General features: G+C 48.3%; 9 protein-coding genes. 7 read left to right on the forward strand and 2 right to left on the reverse strand.

Features of this window, described 5'->3' with window-relative positions; translation table 11 throughout:
• The first annotated feature begins 4 nt into the window (after positions 1-4).
• The 6 genes from KDW_RS20260 (at position 5) to KDW_RS20285 (ending at position 8,593) form a co-directional block, all read left to right on the forward strand.
• Positions 5-472: a hypothetical protein gene (locus KDW_RS20260; protein WP_151757774.1), complete on the forward strand. Its 468-nt coding sequence runs from the start codon at positions 5-7 to the stop codon at positions 470-472.
• Positions 473-1,051: 579 nt separating this feature from the next.
• On the forward strand, positions 1,052-1,609 hold the full coding sequence (locus tag KDW_RS20265; RefSeq protein ID WP_151757775.1) for a hypothetical protein: 558 nt from the start codon (positions 1,052-1,054) through the stop codon (positions 1,607-1,609).
• Positions 1,610-1,780: 171 nt separating this feature from the next.
• Positions 1,781-3,730, forward strand: coding sequence for an RHS repeat domain-containing protein (locus KDW_RS20270; protein WP_151757776.1), 1,950 nt, complete (start codon positions 1,781-1,783; stop codon positions 3,728-3,730).
• Between the two features lie 79 nt (positions 3,731-3,809).
• Positions 3,810-5,603 carry an RHS repeat domain-containing protein gene (locus KDW_RS20275; RefSeq protein WP_151757777.1) on the forward strand — a complete coding sequence of 598 codons (1,794 nt, stop codon included), beginning with the start codon at positions 3,810-3,812 and terminating at the stop codon, positions 5,601-5,603.
• A gap of 10 nt (positions 5,604-5,613) precedes the next feature.
• On the forward strand, positions 5,614-7,053 hold the full coding sequence (locus tag KDW_RS20280) for an RHS repeat-associated core domain-containing protein (RefSeq protein ID WP_151757778.1): 1,440 nt from the start codon (positions 5,614-5,616) through the stop codon (positions 7,051-7,053).
• Positions 7,054-7,462: 409 nt separating this feature from the next.
• Positions 7,463-8,593: a WD40 repeat domain-containing protein gene (locus KDW_RS20285; RefSeq protein ID WP_162005436.1), complete on the forward strand. Its 1,131-nt coding sequence runs from the start codon at positions 7,463-7,465 to the stop codon at positions 8,591-8,593.
• Positions 8,594-9,169: 576 nt separating this feature from the next.
• On the opposite strand, the gene KDW_RS20290 is transcribed toward KDW_RS20285, so the two are convergent.
• Positions 9,170-9,751, reverse strand: coding sequence for a hypothetical protein (locus KDW_RS20290; protein WP_151757780.1), 582 nt, complete (start codon positions 9,749-9,751; stop codon positions 9,170-9,172).
• A 1,036-nt stretch (positions 9,752-10,787) separates the two neighbouring features.
• Between KDW_RS20290 and KDW_RS20300 the strand changes: the two genes are divergently transcribed.
• Positions 10,788-18,239 (forward strand): RHS repeat-associated core domain-containing protein, encoded by a 7,452-nt coding sequence (locus tag KDW_RS20300; RefSeq protein WP_162005437.1) that lies wholly within the window; start codon positions 10,788-10,790, stop codon positions 18,237-18,239.
• 57 nt (positions 18,240-18,296) lie between these two features.
• On the opposite strand, the gene KDW_RS20305 is transcribed toward KDW_RS20300, so the two are convergent.
• A complete protein-coding gene (locus tag KDW_RS20305) occupies positions 18,297-19,424 on the reverse strand; it encodes a hypothetical protein (RefSeq protein WP_151754965.1) in 1,128 nt (375 codons plus the stop codon).
• Positions 19,425-19,535: the final 111 nt, after the last annotated feature.

The raw sequence follows: 19,535 nt of genomic DNA on the forward strand, positions 1-19,535 counted from the left end.
AGATGTGTATGCAATTATAAAAAATATAAGAGACTTCAATTTACCACCTGTGATAGCAGCAATATTAGATGGGATTAGTGCTTTAGCTGAGGCGACGAATATCCTATCTGGTGCTAATCCAGCCTTTGCTGCTATTGCATCTGCTTTAACAGCAAGCCTACATGGAGCTCTTGCTGTTGCGAATGGGGTGCTCAGCACATACAATGCTTTTATGGCTGGTGCATCGTGGCTTAAGGGGGTTGGGCTGGCTGTGTTGAGGGCAGTAGGTGTAATAGCAGAAGGAATACCTGGTGCATTATTCGAATTAGCAAGCAATTATGCTGCAGCAGCATTGGTTGATGGTGGAAGAGTGGTTGCCCACAGTGTAATGATGGCAGGAAATATGATGCTAGCTAATGTTCAAAGTCAACAAGCTATGGATATAAATGGCTGGTGTACGCAGTATGGTAAAGGAGAGAGCGCTTGTTCGTAGATGAATTATATAGGTAGTCGTGAGAAGGAGTTTGTATTCCTGTTACTTAAAATCTGCCTGTATTGAGATTCTCCATCTTTTGGCTGATGAGATTTAGTTCCATGATGGAGGAGATACTTACTAAAACTAATAGAGCATATTATGCAAAATAGCATAATATGCTCTATACAAATCCAATTCAAGAAACATTCTGAGAGTTTGTTTGATGTGATGAAATTGGCATTTAGACACGCTTGCATCAGGAGGAATACAAATCAATCTGGCTTACATTGAGCGTTTGAATGGAACTATCAGAGAACGTCTGGTATCCTTAACACGCAAATGTTGTCATGCGAATTGACACCTGGAGCCGTTTCAATTGGGTATATATGAGACCACGTGAACAAGCAAGGGGAGCCATCCAAGTACTATCTCATCCTCCTCAAATTGAAGCAAGAGAAAGAAAGGAAGCTGTCTCATGACCTTTGATCAGAACCACCAGATAATGGGGTTCTACCCTCTGGGTTCGCTATATATAGTAAGTAAGCATGCTTACTTAAAGAACCGAATGTATTACCTTTAGTAATGAGGAGAATCTTCATGGAATCAAGTCTGGAAGTCGAATTTCCCAGGAGAATGTATCAACTGGCAGAACAGCATGACGTTGGTCAACCTCTTGTACTCTACAATCTACAGCCAAAATGGAAGCGCTATATTAATCTCATAAATTATTTTTTACTGACGCTTGTAATCTGTACAGCGCTGTTTGTTCTCATTGGATTTGCTATTTTCTTCTATCAATTCATTGAGCATCAGATTGTGAATATTGAATGGGACCTTCAGATGACTCTTTTTGGTGCCTTTATGGGTTTACTTGGGTGTGTTTTCTTTATGTTTATCCGATATATGCTTACTCAACGGGTTCCCATATCTTGCCTTGTTTGTACAGAAGGGCTTTTAATGATTTCCCAAAAAAAGGCGGAGGTAATTATTCAATGGAATGAGGTACGAAGATTTTTGGAAGTGCCAGCGCTTGGGAAGAGAAAACGTTACATATTTTACCGTGTCAATCAAGCTTCAATCACGTTTAGTAATATTTATGAGGATATGGATGACTTAATCGATCACGTGAGACACCATATCCCCACACAATTGTAAATGACCAATTCTGTGTCGTAATTACGTGACAATTTGTACCTTTTGGCGTTCTGTGGCATGGAAAAAAACCAGGAAAGGGTGGTAAAGCACGGAATGTGTGTCTTTACCGCCTTTTTTATCTTCTTTCTGGTCACGAGCGGCTCATAGTGCGGTTGATTTCCTACCCTGCATATGTGTGAATCAAGTCAAAGAACTGAGCATTATGAGGCCTCGGATGCTAATCACCATGCGCAACCTGCCGCGAACTGTGGTCCGAGTTGGATCCCGCGGTATGGTGATGGAACCTGCTGGCTCTGGGCGCAGACCTATAATAAGTACTTCATCAACACCTTTGATAATGGGCGTGGCTGGAACGAGACCATTACCTGGGCCGAAGCCCATGGCAATACCCATGGCACCGATGGCGGGACTGCCAATAATGCCCTGACCTGTAATTCGTCCAATCAAACCCAGACGAATCTGTGTGGACAGGCTGATGATCGCAGTTGGAGCCGCATGGTGGTTTTTTCGCGCACAGCGGTGACCAATGGCGTTTCTTCTCTCTGGCAGTATCAATATTATCTCAACCAGTTGAGTGGTACGTGGTGTAATAACTGTATCTATGGCTATACCTGGGGCAATGTCAATGATGCAGACTATGCCGACTACTATAATCTGCAGTTTACCAGTTTTGACACGGTGCAGGTGACGCAGCCGGATAACACGTCGCAACAACATTTCTTTTATTCGACCAATGGGGTGGGTCTTGCCACCAGTAGCATTACCTGTAGCTATCAGTATCCCGTTGGCACGAATCATTGTTGTCTGGCCCCCTATTGGGCACAAGATCCTGGCCTGGCTGGTCGGGAAAAAGAGACCTTAAACTTTGGCAGCGACGGCAAACTGCTGACGGCGCAGACTTCTCATTACTTTACGATGTGTCCTCCTCCTGGAGTGGGTCATAACACGGGAGCTGCGGGTGGCGCCTATGACGTCGGGACGCAGTTTTTCACCAGCCAGTTGGATCGTAACAATCCGGTGGTGGTGTGTGATCCGCAGATGACGCAGACCGATAGCTATCAGGTAGATGGAGTGACGGACCAGAATGGCTTTACCACCAATAGCAATGTCGTGCATAAGACGACGGCCTATACCTATGATAGTGACAACCAGGGTCCCGATCAGACGGCCGGCTATGACTATGGTAACGTCAATCAGGTGGATGTGACCGCCAATGATGTCAATGGAAATCACTACATTTCCAAGAGTACCTATTATCCCAATGATCATGTGGGCTCTGTTTATCTGACCAATCTGCCTGCCAAGACGACCACCCAAGATGGGGCAGGAACGCAGTATGGCTGTCACGTCAATTTCTATGGGGGCAATAGTAGTTTTACCGTGGCACCATCGTTGCCGGATGTGACGCAGTCCGAAGACCATACGGGCTATAGTGATGCCAATGATGGCTGTCTGGCGCCTGGTTCCTTGATTGTGAATCAGACCGTCTATGACGCCTCGGGTACACCAACGGCGACACTGGATCCCGATAATCATCAAGGCTGTACCAGCGGTTCGAATACCTATACCGCCTGTGCGACCTATGATGGTTTTGGCACGCATCTGACCAGGGCCTACAATGCCAAGAATCAGCTGGTGACTGCTGACTATAATAGCACAGCAGGCGGGGGCTATGGGCACTGGGTGCTGGCGACCAAAGATGCCAATGGCCAGACCACAGCCTATCAGTATGATGTGCTGGGTCGGGTGACTGCGGTTGCCGCTCCTGGTGATAGCATCACCAGTCCGACGGTGAGCTACAGCTACAAAAATACCTGTACGCAGGGAACGACCAGCCCCTGTCTGGAACTGGATACCACGACCCGTCAGGTGAGTGGGGGCACGCAAACCGTCACCACCCAGCAATGGTTTGATGGGCAAGGACGGGTAGTGGAAACCAAAGCACCGGGCCCGAATTTGTGGTCCAAGGTGCCGAAGATTCCGTCGACCCTGATCACCTATACTCTCTATGACAACATGGGCCGTGCCACCACCAAGAGCTTGCCCTATGCCATTTCCTCGCTGGCTGGTACGGGCTATATAGCGCCGAATCTGGCGCAGGCACGGACCGTGACCAATTGATGGCCTGGGACGCCCACTGGGGAGTGCGACCTATCAGGATGCCTCGACGATCGTACTGTCCAGCAGCGTCGCCTATACCGTGGCGCAGGGACTGCCCAGTTTCACCCAGAATACCACGTTACCGTTTGAACGGACCACGACGCTGGATGCCTACCATCATCAAGCGGTCAGCTACACCGATGCGATTGGGCGGCAGCGTTATACCCAGGTGTTTAAGGGGAATGGGGCGCCCTACACGGTACTGAGAACGATCCGCTATGATCGCGATGTGGTGGGCAATCTCTACGCGACCCTGACCTACGATGCTACGTCCACCCTGAAAGCCTCACAAAACGCGACCTATGATGGGGTTGGGCGAAAAGTGGGCATGAATGATGATGACTCGGGTTCGGGTTGGGTATACAACTATGATGCTGATGGCAATCTGCTCAGCCAGAAGGACCCGCGCGGGCAGAGCACCTACATTGGTTATGATGTTCTCAATCGCACACTGTGCAAAGGTACCACATCTACGGCAGTTAATCCATGTAGCAGTAGTGCCTATAACACCTTCTTTTACGATAGTTTTGACAATAATAGTAACTCAAATGTCACATTTCCATCCAATTGTGCCTCTTCGAAAGGTTCATCCACTTTTTATTCCACTGGTCAGTTAGTTGCAGAAACCTTTAGTAATGGTGCAGGTAGCGGATCTCGGTGTCAAGGGTTTGATGAGCGCGGCCAACAAATTATGAGTGGTTTATCTGTCACTGCTGACGGCCAAACAACAGTCCAAACTGTTCATATGTCATATGACAATGCGGGACATTTGATAAGCCTGGTATACCCTGATGGGGAAACGATTACTTCACAGTATGATTATAATGGCTACTTTCGGTCATCTTATTTCGGCGATGCGAGTAGTACGGATCCTGTCGATTTTCTGGTTAGTCAAAGCTCATATACCAACAACAGTGAGCTTTCAAGCTTGATGATAGGAGGGAATGGTTCAAAATCAAGCTCACCTACTCCTGTTTTTACATTATCCTTTGGTTATGATAAAGCTCAACGTGCTACGTCTATAAATGCATCAAAGAATGGGAATGTGTTTTGGAACCAATCATGGGCGTATGATAACATTGGAAACATAAGTAGTTTAAGCACAAAGTTTCCAAAGCTAAATGGAAGCATGCAAACGGATATGCAATCCTTCTGTTATGATGGGTTGAACAGGCTAATGTGGGCTGGCAGTAGTGGCACCCCCGTGGGAGGTGATCATTGTGGTTTAGCTCCATCGAACACAACAATTCCTACATATCAACAAAATTTTGCTTACGATGCTTTAGATCGCTTTGTTCAGGGACCAGCAGGTTCAGTAACCTACGGAAATTTTCCAGCGCATGCTCCCGTGAAATTGGGAAATATCCCTCAAACTTACGCTAGCTATGACTCAGCTGGTAATATGACCTGCCGCAATGTTGATGTTGATGTAAGTCATAGTTGTGATGCATCTCAAACGGGTGCAACGATGACTTATGATAATGAAGAACATTTAGTTACATGGACTGCTCCAAATGGCACTCAAGCCACTGATCAATTTTTATATGATGGTACAGGTAACCGAGTTCTTCAGCGTGTAAGTACTACTGTCGGAACAACAACAAAAGTGGTGAACACGATTACCTTTGGTAATTATACAGTAGTTGTGCTAGATGGAAGTACTACATCAACCACAAAATATTACCAAGCTAATAGTCATACAGTTGCGTTACGCAAAGATGGTACATTGTACTATCTGGTGGCGGATTTTCATAGTAGTATCAGTGTGGCTTTAGATAGTAGTGGAAATACACTGGCTGTGCAATTATTTGCGCCGTGGGAGTATTCGGTATAGCGACGGAGTTATGCCGACATCCTATAATTTTACCGGACAGAGAAAAGATGACCAGACTGGATTAATATACTTTGGTTCGAGGTATTATGATTCAGTGAGTGGAAACTTTACTCATGTTGATACGGTTGAAACGAACAGCAATGGTTCAAATACATACGCTTATGCAGGATGTAACCCTGCAACTGCAACTGATGCTAGTGGTCACTCCCCAGACTTTAATAATAAAATTAATCCCCATGATCCCTATGTTCAGTACATTGGGGCATGGTATATTGCTATTCATCCATTTAGCGATGTTCAGGTAGACAACGTTCAAATTCCAGGTGCTTCTTATGATGGTTTACAGAATATGAAAGCGAGGTATTCAGATTATTATTCAAGGGCTGTTACATCTGGCGTAGGAGCGTATGGTGTACCAGATATAGTTGCAAGTCAGCTATATGCGCCTGAGGGAAAGAGGTCCGTAATGGTACATACCATGTGGGATGCAAAGTCAAGTCCATTCGACCCTGATCGAAGAGGCGAAGACTATCCCCGTCCCGAAACTGTGGAAAAGGGCATAGATCAACTCCAGTTTTATGCAGATAGAGCCAACAATATAAAATTTAGTTTAAACGATGATCACGCTGCACGTTGGAGAATAGGAACCAAAAGTAATGATTTGTCTATGGGGGCAGCGATGTTAGCTTGTGGTGACGAATGTACTATCGGATACGACGACGGTTCTGTTTTTAAGGTAACGATCCCAGCGGATGGGATTATTGCTTACAAAATCATTAATCGCCCTAAAACACCTGCTGAGCATCCAGTCGTGACATACATGAATGATGCATATGGAATGGATGCTTTCTGGATGTGGCTTTCTTACGTAGGAGTCGCTAATGCTCTTTCTGGGGGATCTGATGGCGCAAGTAGTTTTCCGGGTATTGAGCCAGCGCCAGCGCCAGCGCCTGTTTTTGCAGATACAGGTACCGGTGATCTAGTAGCCTCGCCGTTTAGTTGTAGCTTTCAATCGAATACCAAGATTAGAACTGCTACTGGATGGCAATCTATTAGCCAACTGCGCATTGGTAATCAAATCATTTCATATAATCCATGGTCTCATGACCCAGAAGAGCAATCTATTTTAGATATATCTCAACATGTGGATAATGATTTGGTTGATGTGACTGTGTCATTTTTGTCTGGTCCAAAGGTTGGAAGTCGAAAGACGGAAGTAATTCATACGACAACTGAACATCCCTTTCTTACTCAAGAAAAAGGGTTTATAGCGGCTCATAAACTGGTTTCAGGATTACATTTGATGCAAACTGATGGTCAGATGAGTGTAATTTTATCAGTGAAACCCGTAGCTGGCACACAAGTCATGTATAATCTAGAGGTTGCCAATGATCATACATTTGCTGTGGGTACTGGCTCGTGGATTGTTCATAATCGTTGTGCTTGGTAAGTTGTATATATCCGTTTGACACCATTTTATGATGTGTATAGAGCTAGCCCTTATCTACAATGGATAGGAGATAGCTCTATAACTTGTTTTTGTTGAGAATACTATATTTGAACAACAAGGATACTAAAGATATGAAATCAAGCAAACACAACTGATCTATTGTCGATTAAATCCTTGTGAGGCGATTTGTCAGTGGTCGTGTTCAAGCGCATGATAATTAGTATTCTCTTGGAAAGATCTTGTAAGAGATGCTAAAGATGCTATTCAACTTATAAAGGTGATTTTTGTAAATGTTCATATAGGGAGCGATGCTTATCTTAGTATATGAAATATGAAGAAACAGTATCGTATGAGGTGCGACCTTGCAAATGGGCGAATCTAGGTTTTTTTGGAGAATGAAGGTAAAAATATGATGCCAACAGATGATACATCGATAACTTTTCACTCCTTTCTTTCAGCTATCCTGGAGGTAGCTTGGTCACCTGAGGGGACTTCTCTCGCCTGCAGTGCAGTTGGAGGTAAAATTTCCCTTATCGATACGACAACTGGTTTGTTGGTTGTTACATATCGATCTTTTGATGGTCGAGCGGGGGGGCTTTTCTTTTCACCTGATTCTCATCGTGTAGCTCAGCTGGATGAAGACGGTATAGAGATATGGAATGTGTTAACGCATGAACGATTCTATGTGAGTATGAATGAAACGAGAGAAGTTGTTCAAGAATTAACCGAACCGTCTGAAGAAAGCGATCGGAGTTTATATAGCTGGTCCCCAAATGGGAAACAGATTGCGGTTAGGGTTTATGGTTCAAGGGAAGATGTAACAAGTGGACTTGCTCTATCCGTTGGAGATCCAGAGAGACGCGCAGGGCATGAATATTATACCCTCATTCAAATTTGGGAGTCTGAGTCTTTTTGGGAGTCACATACACCACGATTGTATCGGACCCTGGTCTTAATATCTGGATCTGGTATAGGACCTGGCATTTCGTGTACGTCTTGGTCTCCCGATGGTAAGATACTTGCGATTGGACAACGTACACTGGTGCATCTCTGGAAGCCGCAGACAGAACGAGTTGTCGCGACGTATACCTCTGGTATCAAACAAGGGCCCGAGGACTTGCGGGATTTTTTCAACGATATTGCATCTATAGACCGTATATATTGGTCACCAGATGGTTTGTTTCTTGCCTGTGTTGGGCATATAGGGATCGAAATATGGGAGATCTCCACGGGAGAAAAATTCGTCACCTATTACGAACATATTTCGGCTATTGTGGACGTGAAATGGCTCATGGAAAAAGAAACCATTGTTTCTGTTGACCAGGATGATATCCATGTCTGGCATTTTCGAGATGGTCGTGTGTTACAGAAAGTACGCATTCCATATCCAAGAGGAGAGGAAGACAGCGTTCTTTTTACTGCTGCTCTTTCTCCTGATCTTTCAGCTCTTGCCTGTGCAGGGTATAAAGGGAGGGGTCCATTGACTGAAGAAGTAGAAGGCATTTTATGGATCTGGAGACACAATAGAGAATTTATGTAAGTTGTTATCTGGTGCCATTGTCACGGCTACAGCGGTTTATGGTTTTTGGCTCGATTGGGTCGATGGACACTATACTTTAGGAGATGAGCAAGGTAGTTGGAGGAAAATAGATATGAGTCAGTGCTTGGATCCTGAAGGTACCATAGCTGCACAGCAACGTTTGCGTTAGATGGTCTTATGGTTTTTATGAGGTTGTTCGTTCTGTTGATAGAGTTTGGCGATAGGTGTTGTCCTCGCTATTTGGTGAGATTATGGGGTATGTATTACCTTGACATGATGAAAAGACTTTGTTCTCTCTGATTTTGAGGAGTAGTAAACCTGTTTGTCATCTAACTATATTGATATTTCAGAAACAAGAGAGGTGGTAAAGCACGGAAATATGTGTCTTTACCGCCTTCTTTTATCCTCTTTCTTATCGTGTAACCGATTTTTTTGACCTTGCTCCACTTTCATGAAGAGAAGAATTCTGAAGTATGTGTCCTTCCTGATGAAGAAGAACGACAATGGCTTGGGAATCATGAACGGTTTTGTAGCGATATATACTTGTAGATTTTTTTTATATCCCACATTACACCTTTACTTTTCTATGAGTGCGGTGTGGAGTTCTTTCATTTTGGCACTGCGCCCAAGAGGTGTCACCGAAAGTCGGTCATACATGCCCTGGATGCGGGAAATATGCCGTTTGGATTGATACTGCTGGGCCATTTCTAGACCGCGGATGGCATATTTGACTCCTTCATCGGTCTCACCAGCATAGGTATAGGCTTGCGCTTTGACGATGGTACAGGAGCCCATATCACGTAGTGGTCGGAAGGGTCGGAGCGTATCGGTGACGGCATAGATATCCAGGGCCTTCAGGGGTTGCCAGAGAATAGTATGCCCTTGCGCTTTTTCTTGTAATACTTCAACCAGATCAAATTGGTTGGAGAGAGTATCGAGTGTCCTCGGTGTATTCTCGACAATATTTTGGGCTTCATTGATATTTCTCAAGAAGCTCTGCTCGTCTCCATACACCGAATAGGCACGAGCCTGCACTTTATACCATGTTCCTCGTACAAATGGGGAGGCTTTCATGGCCCATGGCTGAGCCATCACAAAACGCCGGAATGAGGTTTCGTAGCGGGACCGCTTGCGGAGGAGGTCGGCTTGGTGCGTCATGGCCAGGGTGATACTATCTGGATCCTGTATTTCTTCACCTCATTCCATCATTTCTTGAAAATGGAGGCTGGCTTGGGGCAGGCGTAAATGATCAAACGCAATTTTCCCGAGCATTTCATGAGCGTATGCCTCTCATTCTTGTGCCGGGCGTACAAACTGACCTCGATATTTCGTCAAGGCATCCTCCAACTGGAGTACGAGCTTTTCAAGATTGGTCACGATATCTGGCGTGCTATTATCCGCATTCTACACGATCCAGGATAATCTGATGGTGGCCTGTGCTGGCGACAATATAGCGTGAGAGAGCGCGTCATCCCCATTGGTTGGCAGTATGGGGGTGGCCTTCATTTTTGGCATATGCCGACCTGCCGCTTTTAATTTCTCTGGGGGAATCCTAAGAATGTCCATCAGGAGTCGCGGGTGTTTGTTTTCCTCTTCCCTAAAAAAATGACCTGGCATCACGGTGAATGTGCGCAAGAAATAATCATCTTGCGTATACTGGCTGTTTCTCTGACCAGGGTCATGATAGGCGTTTTTTATTACTTCATAGATAGCCGGATGCATATTCTTCTAAATAGTCTTTTATTGCCTCCTCTCTCTTTGTTTATTTGCATATACTAATATACCGCATGCATAAAAATACTGTCAACAATATCTTTCTCTATTCATGGAATAAAAATAAGAAATAGCGAGATAAAATCTTTTTTTGTCGAAGAAACGTATCCACGCTTTTTGGATTTTCCAGCACGATGAAGGCTCTATATGACTTTGAATAGCATATATTTTCTCTGTTTTTAAACTGCATTAATATAAAGTATCCATGGTAATACTTGACAAATAAGGACTTTTAAAAATATACTTCGCAATGTATCGATAGTTCTCTATGTGCCTATGTGTCTCTATTTTTATGGTCATTCACTTGTTGCTGCATTTTTGTCGCTGTGACTTTTGTTTCTCGTAGAGAAAATAATGCAGCAGTGTGGGTGATTGGCACGCAGAAGCTTCGATGCAGTATTTGAAAGAGGTTGGAGCTTTTATGACTCGAAGTCTCGTGCATGCTTCTGCCAGACGAGCATCTGCTCGTGCACGGAGAAGCGCTGGTTCGTCTCTCTGGAGAGTGATTTTGACGGCTCTGATTGTGAGCACCTCATTACTCACCGCTGTGGAGAACTTTACTCCTGTTTATGCAGCCACCAATGCAAACCCGAATCCTGCATTGACGGCCCCGAAGTGGTTGAAATCACCACCGGCGGTGAAGCCCCCGGATGTAGGCAAATATGTCAGTGGTCATCCTGATCCGGCACAGCAGCTTATTTCATCTCCCCATCATGCTCAGCCATCGCTGATGCGGGCCTTGACACCGAAGGCGCAGCATATTTTGTTCAGCGATGGGCACCTTGAGATTGATGTTCCAGCAAATACGGTCAGTGCCCAGCAGGTCCAGGCTGCTGGCGGACGGATTGACCTGAAGGTTGTGCAGGTGGATGCTGGCAGTGGAAGCTCTCTCAGTGGACATATCATGCTGGGAAGCTATCAGCTCGCATTATTGGATGCCAAAGGCCACGCGTTGACGACGTTGGTGTTGGCACAGCCACTGACCCTGCACTATCATCTCCTGGCCGGCCAAGGCTCGCTGTTATGGAAAGATCAGACGGTCTTTGCGTTGTGGCAGAATGATGCAGCAGCCACCACGACGGTGGGCACCTCACCTCAGACGAAGGCGCAAGCCAATGCGGGTGGGCAGAAGCCAACCTTGCTGAAAGCGAAAAAAGATGTGGCCCCCTTAAGTTGGAGCACCGTCACCAATTTATCCGCCGTGGCTCCGGCTTCGCCTCAGACGCCGGTGGTAACACCATCTGCGACGGCCACCCCAGCTGCGACGGTGAAACCATCCACGAAGGTGACGGCGACCCCACAAGCGACGGCGACCCCGCACGTGAAAATGCCTCCTACTGCGACGGCGCCACCGCAAGCAACAGCGACCGCATCACCAGTGGCCACGCCCACAGCGACCGCAACGCCTCCCGCCAGCAACCCACAGATGGTGGCGGCAGCCGCAAGTAGCACGATTTCCTTTAGCACGCAGGCCCCGCAGGCAAGTTGGGGTACCCCACAGAATGTCGATGTCGGCTTAAGCTCTGGCTCATTGGACTATAGTTATCCACTCAGTGTGCCATCCGGTCCTGGCGGGTTTGCACCGAATCTGAAACTATCGTATTCCAGTGGATCGGTCAGTGAGAGCCACAATGCACAGGGAACCGCCCCCTGGGTGGGTGAAGGCTGGAATTTGAGTCTGGGTTCGATTACCTGGAGCCAGCTCAATGTCACCCCTGGCCTGGATAACAAACTGGAAAATGTCTGGTCAATTAACGATGCCAATGGGATTGGGGGACAGTTGATCCCGCAGGACTATGGTACCTCATCGACCAGTATCACCAGTACCGTGTGGCATTCGGCTCCTGAGAGTCATGCCAAGATTGTGCAGGTCAATTTTAATAATCAACCCTGCTGGCACGTCTGGTTGCCCAATGGCATGATTGAAGAGTTTGGCTGTACCAACGAATCGCGCCAGTCGGCGACCGATGCACAGGGGAATTTTCATCCCTATCGCTGGGACCTGAATTTGCTGGTGGATCGCTTTGGCAATCAGATTCGCGTGCATTATCAACAGGATCGACCCAATAATGGCGATGTGCGTGATTCGGTGATGTCGTTGATCGAATATAACGATATCAGTTGTCATAACACCTCTTACGCTTCGAATGGGGTGACGCTGGGGTGTAGTTCCTGGAATCCCTTGATGAAGATCGTGCTGAATGCCACCTATGCAGCCGATCGGATCTTGAATACCACCGGGGGGTGTAACAACTGGAGCGCCTACATCCGCTGTGATGTGCCCGCAGACCTGTCGGGTTCGGGTGGCTTGCCAGCTCCGAAAGCCTTTAATGACTATATCCTCAATAATATCCAGGTCCAATCGCTGGGACATGTTCTCCATCAATATGACTTGTCCTATGACCAGAAACCAGGGTTTACGATTCAAGATCCACTGAGTGGACTCAATGAAAGTGTGGCCGGGTATCTGTTGTTACGCCGAATTCAGGAGGCAGGAACAGATGACACGTTCTTGAATGCTCCGGTGGTCAATATCGGCTATACACCCGAAACGGAGCATTATGAGGCCTCTGATGCCAATCATCATGCACAACCCGCCGCGAACTGTGGTCCGAGTTGGACTCCCACAGATGGTCTAAATGGACCCTGCTGGCTCTGGGCGCAGACCTATAATAAGTATTTTATCCAGACCTTTGATAATGGGCGTGGCTGGAACGAGACCATCAATTGGGCCGAAGCTCATGGCAATACCCATGGCACTGACGGTGGCGCTGCCAATAATGCCCTGACCTGTAATTCTTCCAATCAAACCAAGACGAATCTGTGTGGACAGGCTGATGATCGCAGTTGGAGCCGCATGGTGGTCTATTCGCGTACGGCGGTGACCAATGGCGTTTCCTCAACCTGGCAGTACCAATATTATGTCAATCAGTTGAGTGCCACATGGTGTGACAACTGCATCTATGGCTATACCTGGGGCAATGTCAATGATGAGGATTATGCCGATTACTATAATCTGCAATTTACCAGTTTTGACACAGTACAGGTAACCCAACCAGATGGGTCATCGCAGCAGCATTTCTTTTATTCCACCAATGGTGTGGGTAAAGCCACCAGTGCTATTTTGTGTGGCTATCAGTACCCACCTGGTACTGATCATTGTGGCGTGGCACCTTACTGGGCACAAGATCCTGGTCTGGCTGGTCGGGAAAAAGAGACCTTAAACTTTGGTAGCGATGGCAAATTGCTGACGGCGCAGACCTCGCATTACTTTACGATGTGTCCGCCTCCCGGGGTCGGCCATAATACGGGGGCAGGCGGCGGCGCCAATGACGTCGGGACGCAGTATTTCACCAGCCAGTTGGATCGCAACAATCCGGTGGTGGTCTGTGATCCGCAGATGACGCAGACCGATAGCTATCAGGTGGATGGAGTCACGGACCAAAATGGCTTTACCACCAATAGCAATGTTGTGCATAAAACGACCGCGTACACCTATGATGGGGACAACCAAGGTCCTGATCAGACGGCCGGATATGACTATGGTAACGTCAACCAGGTGGATGTTTCGGCCAATGATGTCAATGGGAATCACTACATCTCCAAGAGTACCTATTATCCCAATGATCACGTGGGTTCTGTCTATCTGACCAATCTGCCAGCTCTGACGACCACGCAGGATGCCTCGGGAACGCAGTATGGCTGTCATGCTAATTTCTATGGCGGCAGTAGCGCGTTTAATACGGCGCCATCGTTGCCGGATGTGACGCGTACCGAAGACCACACGGGCTATAGCGATCCCAGCAATGGCTGTAACGCACCGGGCTCGATGGTGGTGAACCAGACGGTCTATGATGCCTCGGGCACACCAACGGCGACGCTGGATCCTGATAGTCACAAGGGTTGTAACTCAAATACCTATACCGCCTGTGCCACCTATGATGGTTTTGGCACGCATCTGACCAGGGCCTACAATGCCAAGAATCAGCTGGTGACTGCTGACTATAATAGCACAGCAGGCGGGGGCTATGGGCACTGGGTGCTGGCGACCAAAGATGCCAATGGCCAGACCACAGCCTATCAGTATGATGTGCTGGGTCGGGTGACGGCGGTTGCCGCTCCTGGTGATAGCATCACCAGTCCGACGGTGAGCTACAGCTACAAAAATACCTGTACGCAGGGAACGACCAGCCCCTGTCTGGAACTGGATACCACGACCCGTCAGGTGAGTGGGGGCACGCAAACCGTCACCACCCAGCAATGGTTTGATGGGCAAGGACGGGTAGTGGAAACCAAAGCACCGGGCCCGAATTTGTGGTCCAAGGTGCCGAAGATTCCGTCGACCCTGATCACCTATACTCTCTATGACAACATGGGCCGTGCCACCACCAAGAGCTTGCCCTATGCCATTTCCTCGCTGGCTGGTACGGGCTATATAGCGCCGAATCTGGCGCAGGCACGGACCGTGACCAACTATGATGGATTGGGACGCCCGCTGGGCAGTGTCACCTATCAGGATGCGAACACGATCAAGCTCTCCACCAGCATCGCCTATACCGTGGCACAGGGTCTCCCTAGTTTCACCCAGAATACCACGTTCCCGTTTGAGCGGACCACGACGCTGGATGCCTACAATCATCAAGCGGTCAGCTACACCGATGCGATTGGGCGGCAGCGCTACAATCAGGTGTTTACCGGTACCGGATCGCCATACACAGTGCTGAGAACGATGCGTTATGATCGCGATGTGGTGGGCAATCTCTACGCGACCTTGACCTACGATGCCAGCACCGCCCAACTAGCTTCACAGCAAGCCACCTATGATGGTGTGGGGCGCAAGATTGGCATGAACGATAGCGACTCGGGTTCCAACTGGGTGTTTAGCTATGATCAAAATAGCAATCCCATCAGCCAGACGGATCCACGCGGCAAGAGTGTGTACATCAGCTATGATGTGCTCAACCGTCCATTGTGTAAAGGCACCACCTCGGCGGCCGTCAATCCCTGTACGGCGAGTGCCACCTCGACCTTTTTCTATGATAGCTATGACAAAAATAGCAATCCTGGGGTGACCTTCCCATCCGCATGTACGGCTCCCAGTGGCTCCTATGCCTCCGATCCGATCGGGGCCATGACCGCTGAAACCTTCAGTGGGGTTGCTGGTGCCGGCTCACGCTGTAAAGGCTATGATGAGCGTGGCCGTGTCGATCAGAGCGGATTAACCGTCAACGGCGATGGGCAGACCATCACTCAGACGATGAACATGAGCTACAATGATGCGGGTCAGCCGACCAGCGTCGTGTATCCCGATGGCGAAACTGTCACTGCCCAGTATGATAGCAATGGCTACTCACGCTCCGCGTTCTTTGGGACGCCAGCGAGTACGGATCCCGTGACGTTCCTGGTTGGCCAGGTCAGTTATACCAACGCTGGTCAGGTAGCAGGGCTTGCCTTTGGAGGTTCGGCCGCGAAGTCCAGTGTGCCAACACCAGTATTCTCGACTACCATGGGCTATGATGGCATTCAGCGACCCGTGAGCAGCAGTGCGTCGAAAGCGGGGAGCACGTTCTGGAATCAGAATCGCACCTATGATAATGTCGGCAATGTGCTCGGTGTCAGCACGACTCTTCCCACCACCACGGGCGGCACGCAGAAAGATGTGCAATCTTTCTGTTATGACAGTGTCAATCGCCTAGTCTGGTCGGGCAATACCGGCGCACCCAGTGGTGAAGATCATTGTGGACTGGCACCGGCAGGCACAACGCTTGCCACCTATCAGCAAGCCTACACTTATGATGCGCTGGATCGCTTAACGTCGGGTCCATCCGGCACGGAAACCTATGGCTTCGCCCCGGTGCATGGTGCCTTGACGCTGAGTACCGTTCCCGGTCAATATGCCAGCTATGATGCCATGGGCAATATGACCTGTCGCAACGTCGATACGACCACCGCTCACGCCTGTGATGCCTCCCAGACCGGTGCGCAGCTGACCTATGACAACGAAGGTCGTCTGGAAACCTGGACGGCACCCAGTGGGACGACGGCCAGCGATCAGTATCTCTATGACAACAGTGGGCAGCGCGTCTTCCAGCACTCCAGTTCCATACTGGCAGGCAACACCACGAAGACGGACACCATCACCTTTGATGGGACTACCGATGTGACCACCACCAACGGGGTCACCTCAACCACCAAGTACTACAGTGTGGGTGGACAACGCGTGGCCATGAAGAAGGATGGGGTGCTCTCCTACCTGTTACCCGATATGCTGGGCAGCACCAGTATCGCCCTCAAAGCTGATGGCAGTGTGCAGGCCGTGCAGCTGTTTGCACCCTTCGGTGGCACCCGCTACAGCGATGGTAGCATGACCACGCCCTACAATTATACGGGCCAGCGCCTTGATACAACCAGTGGCCTGTTGTACTATGGCGCACGCTATTATGACTCGACCAGCGGCCGTTTTACCAGTGCCGATAGTGTCGAAACCAATGGATCTGGTCTTGATCCCTACGCCTATGTCAAGGGAAGCCCAGAGACGTTTACGGATCCAACGGGTCATGGTCCATGTTTTTATGCAGATGCGTGTGACGTTGGCACACCCAAGTCTGATCCACCATCTAGTGGTGGTAGTGGAGGCAGTGGATCAGACGGTGGCGGAGGCGGCGGAGGCGGTGGATCAGACGGTGGCGGAGGCGGCGGAGGCGGTGGATCAGACGGTGGCGGAGGCGGCGGAGGCGGTGGATCAGACGGTGGCGGAGGCGGCGGAGGCGGTGGATCAGACGGTGGCGGAGGCGGCGGAGGCGGCGGAGGTAATGGTGGAGTATGCCCTTGGGGAGCATATAACGCACAATGCCCCGGAAGCACAATTACTACTAGTGGAAATTCTGGTTATCCAGCTGCCCCTGATCCAGCATCAACAAATGGTAAGTGCGATTTAATGTGTTTTGTTAACTTAGGGTTAATAACAACATCAGTTGCTGGTTTAATCGAACCGGGATTGTTTTTACTTGACCCTCTCTTATTTATGGAAGAGAGTGAATTAGAAGCTGAGGATGCAACTGCGTTAGAAAAACCGAATGCTTGTAGTTTTGCAGCTCAAACTGGAGTTGCAACAGAACATGGACAACAGGCTATTGGGACACTGAAACCTGGTGAGAAAGTTTGGGCTTATAATCAGATAACCAAGAAGATGGAACTCGAACCCATCCGTCATGTCTGGATTAATCACGATGACGATTTGGTTGATCTAACTCTGACAACCAAGAATCCCTCTGCAAAAGGAAAAGCGCCTCACCAGAGCAGTGAAACCTTACATACCAATCAGAAGCATCCTTTCTTGACTGTTGAAAAGGGTTTTGTGCCAGTAGGTCAATTAAAGCTTGGCATGCACGTTATTGAAGCTGATGGTAACATTGGTGAGGTAACTGGCTGGAAAAGCGTACCTGGTGTTCAGACAATGTATAACCTTGAGGTTACTCAGGATCACACGTATACTGTTGGTTACCATAGATGGATTGTGCATAATTCTGATTGTGGTGATGCTACATTAGCAAATGGTGTGCAAGTAAAGAACACTGAAGAGGGTTTGGAGCACAGCTTTAAACATGCTGATGAGTGGTATGGACGTGATGTAACCAAGGCAGATAAAAGTAATTGGAATGCTATGGTTTTAAGAGCAAGTAAAAGTAGTCAAGTTGTAGAGTGGGATCTAAGAGGAAAACCTACCTGGGGTGTTTTGTCAAGACAACCAATTTACGGTGAAATGAGGTATTTTTTTGTTCAATATTACCAATCCGATGGTGAATTAGCAACAGCTTTTAGACCAAATACTGATCAGTTAAATGGCATCTTTAAGTTGTTGGGTCACCGTTAGTTATTAGGTAAATAAAGACTTTTATGTCAAGAGAATACGTTTTGTGGTACAGCCACACTAAACGGTGGATGAGCTCAAAATGACTTTACGAGGTCGCCCCCTCGGCCGTTTTGGCTGATTGGGATCAGGCAACGGTCGAAGACGAGGTCTCCCTCGTGGTCGCTTTGACTGATTAGGATCAGGCAACGGTTTGATCCGTTTGCGTCCTCGTTTTTTCGGTTCGTGCCAGGGTTCGGGCACGACCTTGTACGTTAACAACTCAACAATACTCCACAGATGATCGGTTAAACCGCTGGCCATCGCCGGACTGATCTGCTGCTGATTTGTGCTCAACTGTTGATGGGACCAACAGAGATTGTAGGTGACACCCAACAGATACATGCCGTGATGCAAGCTCTCAAGCCGACATGCGGCATGTCGGCATTTCCGGGTTAACTGTGCCAAACGCTCTCGCATGGTGCCATTCAATCGTTCAATGTACGCCGTATTGAGAATCGTGCATCCTGGTGTCGTTTGTAACAACTTCTGTGCTTGATGCGGATCCCCACGTAGCAAACGCCGTTCCACTTCAACCACACGATGCTTGTATTGACGCTTGATCACTTGTCCAATCACCAATCCCGACCACATTTCCAGACAACAGCGTCCTCTTCCAGCTGTGCGCTTGATTTTTGAGCGAAAGGCTCGCTCAATACTGTGTGGATAGGCTGGCCAGCCATCCACGCAGACCAGGATCGCACTGATGTGCTTGGTCCACTGACGAACCTGCTCAAACAACCGATCGGCTAACGGAGTATCGCGAGTTGGCTGCACCACGCCTGCCAACCACAATCTCGTAGGAACCAGCATCGCCAGGGCCATCCAGATGACCTTTTTTCTTCCTTTGACTCGAATTTCATCGGCTTGCACATGACTCAGAGTGAGGTCAGCCTGCTGCATCATTTGTTCATGGACCCGTTGGCAATGTGCTCCAGAGCGATCTCGCCAGTTGGCAATGGTTCTTTCATCTAAACGAAAGGCTTTGACAATCGCTTGCACCGGACAGCCATAGGCAAGCAAAGTTACCACAATGACAATGAGCTCGGTTGGTTTGCGGAGCCCTTCGAACATGGTTCCTGTTCGGGATGTAAACGTTTTTTTGCAGACCTTACAACGATAGCGTTCACGTTGACGATCATGAACCACAATAGTTCCTTGCCCTTTTTGACCCCTTGCGGAACACGTCAAATTAGGGCAAAATTGAGAAGACGTGTTCATTGGCGCTTTCTGTTGTTTTTTCATACAAACAGTGTGCCG

The organism is Dictyobacter vulcani (assembly GCF_008974265.1).
Lineage (GTDB): Bacteria > Chloroflexota > Ktedonobacteria > Ktedonobacterales > Ktedonobacteraceae > Dictyobacter > Dictyobacter vulcani.

What these genes read in the sequence shown, in the direction of transcription:
- KDW_RS20265 (WP_151757775.1), top strand. Translation starts at nt 1,052, where the DNA reads ATGGAATCAAGTCTGGAAGTCGAATTTCCCAGGAGAATGTATCAACTG.
- KDW_RS20270 (WP_151757776.1), top strand. Translation starts at nt 1,781, where the DNA reads ATGTGTGAATCAAGTCAAAGAACTGAGCATTATGAGGCCTCGGATGCT.
- KDW_RS20280 (WP_151757778.1), top strand. Translation starts at nt 5,614, where the DNA reads ATGCCGACATCCTATAATTTTACCGGACAGAGAAAAGATGACCAGACT.
- KDW_RS20285 (WP_162005436.1), top strand. Translation starts at nt 7,463, where the DNA reads ATGATGCCAACAGATGATACATCGATAACTTTTCACTCCTTTCTTTCA.
- KDW_RS20290 (WP_151757780.1), bottom strand. Translation starts at nt 9,751, where the DNA reads ATGACGCACCAAGCCGACCTCCTCCGCAAGCGGTCCCGCTACGAAACC.
- KDW_RS20300 (WP_162005437.1), top strand. Translation starts at nt 10,788, where the DNA reads ATGACTCGAAGTCTCGTGCATGCTTCTGCCAGACGAGCATCTGCTCGT.